The organism is Planktothrix rubescens CCAP 1459/22, assembly GCA_904830895.1.
GTDB classification, from domain to species: domain Bacteria; phylum Cyanobacteriota; class Cyanobacteriia; order Cyanobacteriales; family Microcoleaceae; genus Planktothrix; species Planktothrix agardhii.
On sequence record LR882958.1, the window covers coordinates 4,557,399 to 4,568,355 of the forward strand.

At 41.4% G+C, this 10,957-nt stretch carries 7 protein-coding genes; 5 read left to right on the forward strand and 2 right to left on the reverse strand.

Going from position 1 to position 10,957, the window contains the following annotated elements:
• Window positions 1-154: 154 nt before the first annotated feature.
• Entirely contained in the window at window positions 155-2,683 is a 2,529-nt protein-coding gene (locus tag NMG86_RS20925) for a tetratricopeptide repeat protein (RefSeq protein WP_026798789.1), read from the reverse strand.
• 96 nt (window positions 2,684-2,779) lie between these two features.
• A complete protein-coding gene (locus tag NMG86_RS20930) occupies window positions 2,780-5,629 on the reverse strand; it encodes a tetratricopeptide repeat protein (protein ID WP_026796424.1) in 2,850 nt (949 codons plus the stop codon).
• 310 nt (window positions 5,630-5,939) lie between these two features.
• Between NMG86_RS20930 and NMG86_RS20935 the strand changes: the two genes are divergently transcribed.
• The 5 genes from NMG86_RS20935 (at window position 5,940) to NMG86_RS20955 (ending at window position 10,929) form a co-directional block, all read left to right on the forward strand.
• Complete coding sequence (locus NMG86_RS20935; protein ID WP_026785284.1) at window positions 5,940-6,689, forward strand: DUF502 domain-containing protein; 750 nt, start codon at window positions 5,940-5,942, stop codon at window positions 6,687-6,689.
• A gap of 34 nt (window positions 6,690-6,723) precedes the next feature.
• Complete coding sequence (nusB, locus tag NMG86_RS20940; RefSeq protein ID WP_026785283.1) at window positions 6,724-7,383, forward strand: transcription antitermination factor NusB; 660 nt, start codon at window positions 6,724-6,726, stop codon at window positions 7,381-7,383.
• A gap of 180 nt (window positions 7,384-7,563) precedes the next feature.
• The gene (gene ftsY, locus NMG86_RS20945; protein WP_026796425.1) at window positions 7,564-9,120 is read left to right on the forward strand and encodes a signal recognition particle-docking protein FtsY; all 1,557 of its coding nucleotides are present in this window, start codon (window positions 7,564-7,566) and stop codon (window positions 9,118-9,120) included.
• Window positions 9,121-9,269: 149 nt separating this feature from the next.
• A complete protein-coding gene (locus NMG86_RS20950; RefSeq protein WP_026796426.1) occupies window positions 9,270-10,742 on the forward strand; it encodes a GAF domain-containing SpoIIE family protein phosphatase in 1,473 nt (490 codons plus the stop codon).
• A complete protein-coding gene (locus NMG86_RS20955) occupies window positions 10,711-10,929 on the forward strand; it encodes a hypothetical protein (protein WP_141295269.1) in 219 nt (72 codons plus the stop codon). Before NMG86_RS20950 ends, NMG86_RS20955 begins: the two co-directional genes overlap by 32 nt.
• Window positions 10,930-10,957 lie beyond the last annotated feature (28 nt).

The window sequence follows — 10,957 nt, forward strand, 5'->3', positions numbered from 1 at the left end:
ATACTAATCAGGGGTTGATATTTGAAATCTTTCGTAGTAAGCCCTTTAGGGCTATGAGGCGTGAACACCTCACTACGAATTGTGTTGTATTTTAGCCAAGCCTGATAGAGTTTATCATATTCTGATTGAGATTGAGAGACGGAAAAGTAGGGGGTTAACCTAGCTTTTTTTTTTCCACAATTGCCTCTAATTTCTTAACTACTTCAGGATGATCGGGTTCTAACTGCAATGCCATTTGATAGAATACGATCGCACCATCTAAATGATCATGATTAACCAACGTATTCGCTAACTGAATATACAATTGGGGATCATCAGGTTTAATCTCAATGGCTTTATGATAAACCGCAACATGATCCGGGTTTTCTTGAATTACTTGATAATAATAATCCAAGGATTCCTGTAAATCTAATTTAGCTCGATTTCTCAACGCATCGGCAAGTTTTTCTTGAATATTCGGTAAATCTGATTGAACTTTAATTGCACCTCGATAGGCGACAACCGCTTCTTCCCAATTCTCTAATTCCGTTAAAACTTTCCCTAAATTATAATGAGACCAAGGAAATTCAGGATTAAGTTTAATCGCATTTTGATAAGCAGGAATTGCTTCTTCCAACCGTTCTAAATTAACCAAGGCATCCGCTAAACTATTATATGACCAAGAGTAGGTTGCATCTAATTTAATGGCATTTTGATAGGCAGAAATCGCTGCTTCCCAACGTTCTTGTTTAAAGAAAATATCCGCTAAATTATTCTGTGTCCAGAATACACTAAAATTCAGTTCAATTGAACGTTGATAAGCACTAATAGCAGATTCAAACTGTTCTTGATCTCGTAGTAAATCCCCTAATTTCTGATAAACTTCGGCTTGACTATGATCAAGTTCGGTTGATTTTTGATAGGCTTTAATCGCTGCTTCCGTTTCCCCAACTTTCGCCAGTGCATCCCCGAAACCTTTATAGGATTCCGCATCTCCACTCGGGTTCATTTGTACTGCTTGACGCAAGACCTGCACTGCTTCTTGCCAACTTTCCTGTTTAACTAAAACTTTCCCTAATCCATAATAGGAAGAAACCAATTTAGGATTCAAGGAAATTGAGTTTTTATAAATATTAATTGCTTCTTCTAAACGCCACTGACGGTTAAAAATTTCTCCGATTTTGTAATAAGCAACGGATTGATTTGGGTCTAATTCCAAGATTTTGTTATAAACTCGGATTGCATCATCCCAACGTTCTTGACTGCTGTATAAATCGGCAAACCCATAATAAAATTCTAACTGAGAGGGTTCCAATTCTAAGGCTTTTTGATAGGAAGAAATTGCCGCTTCGATTTCTCCTTTGGCTTGATGCAGTTGCCCTAATTGATAATAGACTCCTGCCCACTGAGGATTTAATTTCAAGGCTTGTTGATAATATCTGATCGCCTCATCAAATCTACCTTGTTTAAATCGAGTATTGCCTAAATTAAAATGTTCCTCTGCCGTGGCTTTTTCCGGTTCCAAACTATAGGCTTTTTCCAAACATTGGGAGGCTGATTCTAACTGCCCCATTTGGGTTAAAACCTTAGCATAATTGCGATAAACCCCAGCAAAATCAGGTTTTAAACTGACCGCTTGTTGATAATAAGAGGCAGCTTTTTCTAATCGTTCTTCCTGAGCATATAAACTGCCCAAATTTGCATAAACTTCTGGATATTGGGGTTGAATTTCTAAAGCTTTTGAATAACAACGAATCGCCGCCGACATTTCCCCTAAAATTTGTAAAGCATTGCCTTGAATTTTATAGGCTTCTGCTAAATCCGGTTGTAATTTTAATGCTTTTTGACAAGTAGCGATCGCTTGATCCCATTCTTTCAAGGCACAATAGGCTTGGGCTTGTTTTAAGTAGGTTTGGGGATTACCAGGATGATTCATCGGGGTTTTTGTGTTATGACTCACCGTTTGCTGACGAGTTGCCCCGGCTAAAGTTTCTTGGGGTGATAAATCCCTGGCTGTGGCGGCGGCTAGGGTATCGGAAGGGGCTGGAGCTCCCAGGGTCGGAGTATTAAATTCGATCGCTTTCCGGTAGACCTGGGTTGCTTCCTGGGCTTTTCCTTGGTCTTTGAGCAGATTGGCCAAAGATTGATGGGCTGGGGTTAAATTGGGATCGAGTGCAATCGCATTCCGATAACAGATCTGCGCTTCGGTGGTGGCTCCCTGTTGTGCCAACTGCTGGCCAAGGTTAAAATGTTCTTCTGCGGTGGCTTGATTTGGTTCTAATTTAAACGCTTGATAGAGGGCTTGTGCGGATTTTTGGGGCTGATTAAGTTGTGTCCAAACTTTGGCTAAATTCCGATAAGCCCCAGTGAAATCCGGTTTCAGGGTGACAGCTTTTTGATAACAAGCGATCGCCTGTTGCCATTGTTGTGATTTAGCATACAGACTTCCCAAGTTAGCATGAACTTCTGGCCAATTAGGTTGAAGTTGCAATGTCCGGGTATACCATTCTTGGGCGTCTTGTAATTTCCCCTGTCTTTGGAATATATCCGCCATCAGTTTATAACCGGGGGCATAATCAGACTGAATTTGCAACAACTGGTTGCAAGCCTTGATCGCATCCTCAAATTGCCCTTGATTAATATAGATTTCTGTTTGTTGATGGAGAAACTGTACACTACGGGCGCGAATTTCGTTAGGTAACATAGTTGGTTTGCTGTTGCTGACACTCAATGGGGATCTTCCCCAATCAATTCTATCGGGTTTTGGGTTTCACATATCAGATTTTTGGGATTAAGATATTTATTTCCACGGCGATCGGACAAATAGTATTTCTAATAGCCTTTTCAAAGAAACCAGATTCAGCCAAATATCTTCGGTCAGGGGATTTTGATACATTAACCCCCGTAGCGGATAGCAAGCAAACCCATCTCCAGTCAAACAATAATGTTCTAATCCCAGATATTGACTAATTACCCAATAATAATGACGATTATAGTGGGGGGACATCCACTCAATAATTTTGGTTCCCGGTTGACAAAACAAAATATTAGTTAAACCGCTACCATGGGCCCCCATAATTACCTTAGCTTGAGCAAACAAAGCCACCTGTTCCGTAAAGGATAGCGTTTCTAATTGCACGGTCACAAAGCCCCAAGGACGTAAGAATTGAATTACTTCATCTTCATTTAAAACCCGACGATAGCTGGCATCTCCCCGACTAATATAAATTCGTTCGGGATAATTCTTACCCGAATTTGAGCTTTTAGGGAGAAACCAACGGCGCAAAGTATCAATTGCCCAGGGTTGCAACCATCCTGTATGTCCAGCAAAGGAGGGAACAATTAGCTGTTGTGCCTGAATATGGGGAAATTGATCACTTTCAAGGATTTTAAACTCTGGAATTCCTAAGCGAGTTAGGGTTTCCCGTTGAAAGGGTGCTTGGTAACTATTGACTAAAAACCAATCTATTTGATCAAAATTTATCCCACTTTGGCGCAGGAGTTCCAGTCTCGGTAAAATATCAACCATCCAATGAAAATAGACATTCCCCGACAGCCCCGATAATACTACGACCCGACCTTCAATGGTCTCTAGGGGCGGTAATTCTGACTGTTGAAAAACTTGATGCTGTTGTGGGTCATAACTGGGACAACCCGGAAGGGGGGCAGGATATTCCCTTGAGACATCGGCTAATAGTTGATTATCAGGTGTAATAATAGCGATCGCTCTACAAACCAGCCAATAATTCTCCTGGGGAACAATCCAGGCTCGTCCATTAGGAATTATCGCCACAAACAAAGGCGTTGAAACTGGATTATTTTTGGATGTCAAACCTTTTTGAATTCCCTGTCCCAAATTCTGCCACTGAAACAATTTGAACACACCTTTCAGACAGATTTCACAATCTAACCCCCCGCATTGATTGGGTTTAGAGGGTGTCTGTTTCCAGTTCTCCAAGTTTTGGGAACCGCATAATCCTGATAGATTACAATAATGGCTATCCTGTAAATTATTATTTTTCAGCCAGGTTAGGGTTGAATCACACACTCCTTCAGGAATATCCGTCTGTTGAATATAGGGAGCATTTGCCCATTCTTGCCATAAAGTTAAGATTGAGGGATGATCATTGACCCAAGAATTAAACTCCTTTTCCTGCTGAGTCTGTAAAACTTTACTATAGTAGTCCGCAGCAAATTCCCAATATCCTTGTTTTTCCAATATTCTCCCCAATTGCAAATTCACTTCAAGTAACTGAATAGGGGAAAAACTAGACTCATTTTTGAGTAAATTTAAAGCAATTTGATAAATCGTTAAAGCCGCATTGAGTTGTTTATTTTTGAATAAACAATTGCCTAATTTTAGATAAATTTCTACTGAATAGGGTTGAATTTGTGCTGCTTTTTGGTAGTAGCTCACTGCTTGATCAAACTTGCCATAAATAGTTAAAGTATTTCCCAGATGTAGATAGGTTTGATAGAGATGTTCATAGACTGTTTTACCCCCCCTAGCCCCCCCTTGGTCTGGGTGGGGGACAGACACTTTCCCCCCTTGTTCATCAGAGTTGGAAGTATCTGCCCCCGCTTGGCAAGGGGGGGTTGGGGGGGTATCATCCTGTTGTAATGCCGTGAGAAAATCAGCACAGGACTTTCTGGCCAAAGATAATTCATCCAATTCCGAACGTTTCTGTACTCCCTGACAGTAACCGTCTACAAATTTAGGTTCTAGCTCAATAACTTTTTTAAAACAACTGAAAGCCGCATCAATTCTTCCTAAATTGAGTAAAGAAGCTCCACAGTCGGTATAGGCAAATATATTTTCGGGTTCTAATTCAATAACTTTTTCAAAGTAGGAAACTGCATTTTTATGTTGATTTTGTTGCTGGAAAATTTTGCCTAAATTGGTATAAGCCAGAGGAAAATCATCTTTAATATTTAGGGCTTGATGATAGGATTTAATCGCCTCTTGGATTTTTCCTTGAGCATTAAAAACTTGACCAATATTATTATAAATTAATGATTTTTCTATTTCATTATCATTATAAATTAATGATTTTTCCCAGGCTTCTAAAGCCCCGTCATAATCATTTATACCAAATAACAAACAACCTAAATTATTATAGGCATTAGCAAAATCTGGTTGCAGATGAATCACTCTTTGATAGAGTGCAATAGCTCGTTTTGTATCTCCCAACTGCCCATAAGCCATTGCTAAGGTAAAATAGGAATTAACATGATTGGGGTTTTGTTCTAAGGTTTTTTGATAGCATCGAATCGCCTTGAGAATATCCCCACTCCAGTAATAAGCCTGACCCCATTGAAAATATAATTCTGTCCAAGTTGGACGCAAATTTAGGGCTTTTTTATAACAGAAAAAGGCTGGCTCAAACTCTCCTGTATTTCGTAAAACTTGAGCTAAATAGGCATAGGCTTCTACAAAATCTGGTTGTAACTTAATTGCCTGTTTATAGGCAGAAATGGCTTCTGGGAATAGTCCTTGAACTTCATACCAATCCCCTAAAACTTTATAGGTTTGAGCATGATCGGGATCTCGTGCTAAAATTCGTGAGATTGTCTGATCAGCTTCTCGCAGATTTCCCACATCTAAATCAGTGATCGCTGATTGGATTAAGTCTTCAATGCTTGGATTCACAGTGTTTTGCTGAGGATTGAAAAATGGTTAGAAAGTCTTTGCGATTGTCAAATTCTGTACTATGTCGCGAGGTTGGTGTGAACTAACCCCATCTATTCTAGCAATAGGGGAGTAATTAATTGTCTAATCTCTGTACAGTTAGTTTCTCAAACACTACCTCGGCTACCTTGAGAGTAGTGGCATTCCTAGCATCTGCTCAAGCCCGTCCTCATTTTTTCTTCCTATCTGGGTAAATAGATCGCTGCAAAGACAAATCATCGTTAATAATAGGAGAGAGAAACACCAAAAAAAAGAGGAGACTGGACGCTCTGTGTTCCAACGCTTGAAGCAGGACTTAAAAAATGACTTAATTGCAGGTCTGTTGGTCGTGATTCCCCTAGCAACCACAATCTGGTTGACCATCACCATCTCCAGTTCTGTGATTGAGTTTCTGACCCGTATTCCTAAGCAAATTAATCCCTTTGATGGTTTGCACCCGATTTTAGTTAACCTACTGAATGTTTTGGTTGGGTTAGCTGTACCCCTGTCGGGAATATTATTTATTGGTTTAATGGCCCGTAATATTGCGGGACAATGGCTTTTGGGCTTTGGTGAAAAAATCTTACAAGCTATTCCCTTAGCGGGTTCGGTTTACAAAACCCTGAAACAACTTTTAGAAACCCTTTTACGAGATTCAAACGATAAATTCAGTCGTGTAGTCTTAGTGGAATATCCCCGTCGAGGTCTTTGGTCACTGGCTTTTGTTACTGGGTCAGTCGGTGGTGATATGCAGTCCAAATTATCTGAGGAAATGGTTAGTGTGTTTATTCCCACGACCCCGAACCCCACCAGTGGATGGTATGCTATTGTTCCACAGCAGGAGGTCATTAACCTGACCATCTCGGTAGAAGATGCGTTTAAAATTATCGTATCCGGTGGAATTGTTAATACGACGTCTTCATCAACGGTGAAAGCCCTTAACCCCAAAACTGAACCTCCATTAGAATCTCTGCTCAAAACCGAAAACAGAATTCCGGCTATTGTCCTAGAAGATGAGGGCATTGGGGTCAGCGAAAATTAAAGGGACAATCTTTATTCTTAAATTCTTATAACCTATGCAAGCCCGTCGTACTGCCCGTGAACTCGCTTTACTTGGAATTAGTCAACTTCCTGCGACTTCCGAGCGCCTGGAAACTCAAGAATTACATGATGTTTTAATTGCCGCAGTTCGGACGTTGACGGCTGAAGGTCAGGAGTCCTTAGAAACGGCGGTTTCTGAACTACAACGCAGTAGCGATCGCCTTTTAGGTAGCCAAATTCGGGCAAATGATTTACAAAGTGCTAGAACAATGGTTTATGAAGCCATTGAGTTAGTTCAAGGAGCAATTAATCGTTTAAGTACCGCTATTGAATTACCGGAATTGGTACAATTAGCCAATCAACAAGAAGTCTGTAATTATGCCCTTGATATTCTGATTCAAGTTAATACCCATAAAGCTGAAATCGATCAGTTATTAACAGATGTCTTGGTCGATTGGCAATTAAACCGACTCCCTCGAATTGATCGAGATATTCTCCGCATTGCCGTTGCCGAATTAATGTATTTAGATTTACAAGAACAAGTTGCAATTAATGAAGCTATTGAACTGGCAAAACGCTACAGTGATGAAGAAAGTTTTCGCTTTATTAACGGCGTTCTGCGTCGATTTGTCGATAAATTAAAAGCTGGGGAACAGGGAACAGGGAATAGGGAACAGGTAATGGGTAATGGGTAATGGGTAATTACGAATTACGAATTACGAATTACGAATTACGAATTACGAATTACGAATTACGAATTACGAATTATGAATGGGTTTTGGGTGATATTCAGCGAGCGAGGACGCTCTCACTGCTTCTGATCCCCCTGCCTTTCTGCTCCTCCACTTTTCAATCCTTAATATTAAAAAAAAAGTATGGTATTTAATTGGTTTCGTCGTCAATTTAATGAAAAAACAGATCAAAATCAAGAACCGGAAACGGAGGTTCAATCCGAACCAGTCAAAGTAGATCAACCTACTGAAACGGCTGATAGTTCGGAAGAAAAACCTCAAATTTCTGAGGATTATTTACAGTGGGCAAAGGCAGCTTATAAAAATATTCAGAAACAACAAGAACCGGAACCGGAAGTTGAACCGGAAGTTGAACCGGAAGTTGAACCGGAAGTTGAACAGACCGTTTTAACCCAGGAAATTCAAGAAGTAGAAACGGAAGCCGACCCCCCCAACCCCCCCTTGTCAATGGGGGGCATTACTGAACCAACAGTTGCACCCGAACTCGTTAGCGCACCTGAAACCAACCTCCCAGAGACAAAAACCCCCCCTGCTCCCCCAGAATCAACAGAACCCCTACCTTTTTGGGCAGCATCAACCACAGAACGCCAAACCCGCCTAGAACGGCTGAAAGAAACCGCCATTGAACCGGAACCCGAAGTCAGCGAAATGGCCTCTGGGGAAGCGGGAATGGTGTTTGATGAGGTCTTTATGTGGTCGGCCCAGGTCTTAGCCGATCAAGGTCGCCGTCCCGATCAAGTCGCCTTAGAAGAAATTACCTGGTTACAGAAACTCTGGAAAGCTTTAGGAAGGACACGGCGCAACTTACTCAACCAATTAAAAGCCATTGTCGGTCAAGGGCCATTAAATCAACAGGCAGTTGATGAAATTGAGTCTATGCTATTACAGGCGGATGTCGGGGTTGCAGCCACCGATCGCGTGATTGAGGCCCTACAAAATAAACTCCGTCAAGAAGCCCTCCCCCCTGAACAAGCGATCGCCTACCTTAAACAAATATTAAGAGGAATTTTAGAAGAACCCTTTTCCCAGGGCTATCCGATTAGTTTCGCACCGGAAAAAGATACGCTCAATATTTGGTTAGTCACCGGAGTCAATGGGGCGGGTAAAACTACAACCATCGGCAAAATTGCCCATTTAGCTCAAAAATCCGGTTATCGTTGTTTAATCGCTGCTGGGGATACCTTTCGGGCTGCGGCCGTTGATCAGGTGAAGGTCTGGGGAGAACGGACGGGTGTGGAAGTCGTGGCGAACCCTGGAAAAAATACCGATCCGGCGGCGGTGGTTTATGATGCCATAGAAGCGGCAATATCTCGAAATACGGAATTGTTAATTATTGATACGGCTGGTCGCTTGCAAAATAAAAAGAATTTAATGGAGGAACTCAATAAAATCCGTCGAGTCATTGATAAACGCGCTCCATCAGCTAAAATTCAATCTTTGTTAGTATTGGATTCTACCTTGGGTCAAAACGGTTTACGCCAAGCCGAAGTTTTTTCAGAAGTGGCTCAATTAAGTGGGGTAGTATTGACAAAACTCGACGGAACTGCTAAAGGTGGTGTTGCCCTAGCTATTGTCCAGCAACTTGGCTTACCGATTAGATTTATCGGAGTTGGGGAAAGTATTGAAGATTTACGCCCGTTTTCCAGCTACGAGTTTATCGAAGCCCTCCTCAGTGGCTAGTTTAATAATTACAAATTACGAATTACGAATTACGAGACAATTAGCTAACTCCTAATTTATTAATCCATTAACTCCTAATTTATTAATTCGTAATTCGTAATTGACAATTCGTAATTGATAATTCGTATATTTATCCCGTGAGGTTTTAGATGACAGCCTTGCCCCTCCCTAAACGCTCCGATCAATTTGCTGACTCGATTACGGGTTCTGCAACACCGGAAACGACGCCAGTTTTTGCCCTCAAGGAAATGGTGGCGCGTTTGCATCGAGAACAGCAAAACGTGAACGAGTTGTTAAGTTCCTTGGGGTATGCCCTGCGTAGCTTCAACAACCTGAATCAATTTTTAGAGTTAACTCCCTTAGTTGCTAGTCGGGTGACGGATTCTGATGGGGGAGCTTTAGTATTATTTAAACCTAATGGACAAGTTCGGTTTCAACGGCTCCATTGTCAGGAAGGACGTCAATGTCAGGATATTCGGCAAGCGATCGAAGCCGTAACCCGACAAATTACCTCGCTCTCATCTACAGGAAGGTTAGAAGACTTATCGGAATCGGCATTACAAACCTATACGGCAAATTTAGATTATCAAGTTAGTCGCTATCTTGGCCCCGAGGTGCAGTTATTCGGGACACCGATTTTGGTGAATAATATCGAGCGCGGACGGTTATATGTTTTTAGTCATGATGTTAATTATGTTTGGACACCAACCCGTCAGAAATTAATCCGTTTAGTTGCTGATCAAACGGCCGTTGCTATTGCCAATGATGAGTTAGCAACTTCCCTACGGGAGAAGGAACGTTTAGATCGAGAATTAGAAATTGGGGCGGAAATTCAGTTACAATTATTGCCTCGAAAATGCCCAACTATTCCGGGTTTAGATATTGCCGCCAAATGTCAAACGGCGAACCGAGTGGGGGGGGATTATTATGATTTTATTCCCTCTAATTTTGACAAACGGGGTGATTATCTTTCTGTCTATACTGATGAACGCTGGAGTATTGTCATCGGCGATGTCATGGGTAAGGGAGTTCCGGCGGGTTTGATTATGACTATGACCAGAGGAATGTTGCGGGCTGAGGTATTAAACCGCCATTCTCCTTCCTTGATTTTGGGGCATTTGAATCAAGTTATGTATGCGGACTTGGAAAATTCTAGCCGCTTTGTTACCTTGTTTTATTCGGAATATGATCCGGCGACTCGAATGTTGTCCTATAGTAATGCGGCTCATCATCCCCCGTTATTATGGCAGATTGCAACTAATAATATTATCAGGTTGGATACTTTGGGAATGTTGATTGGATTAGATGCGAATAGTCGCTATTATGAAGATAAAATCCAACTTTATCCGGGGGATACAATTATTTATTATACCGATGGATTTACGGATGCGATGAATCAACGAGGCGATCGCTTCGATGAGGAAAATCTTAGCCAAGCATTCCATTGGGCGTGTCAGAATTGTAGAAATCCCCAAGCAATTCTGGATTATTTGTTTGAACAAGTTCAACAATTTATTGGTGCAGAAAACCGGAATGGGGATGATATGACCCTCGTAGTGTTGCAAGTTCAATTGAGCAATGGAGGCGATAATGATGATTGTTTTGATGCTGAATCCTCTTGATGGGTTTAATATCCTTGATCACGGTTTAAATTTGTTCGCTCACGGAACAATTTTAGCTCAACAAGTGAATGTAGATATTGTTGGCGATTTCGTCAGAACGTGGAACCATATCGTTAAAAGCGGGCAAATTTGGGCATTTTTTGCTGGTGTTTTTGCGGGATGGGCAATTAGAAGTTTGTTACCCTAAATTGTAGAGTGAGAAATGTTTGGGGGAG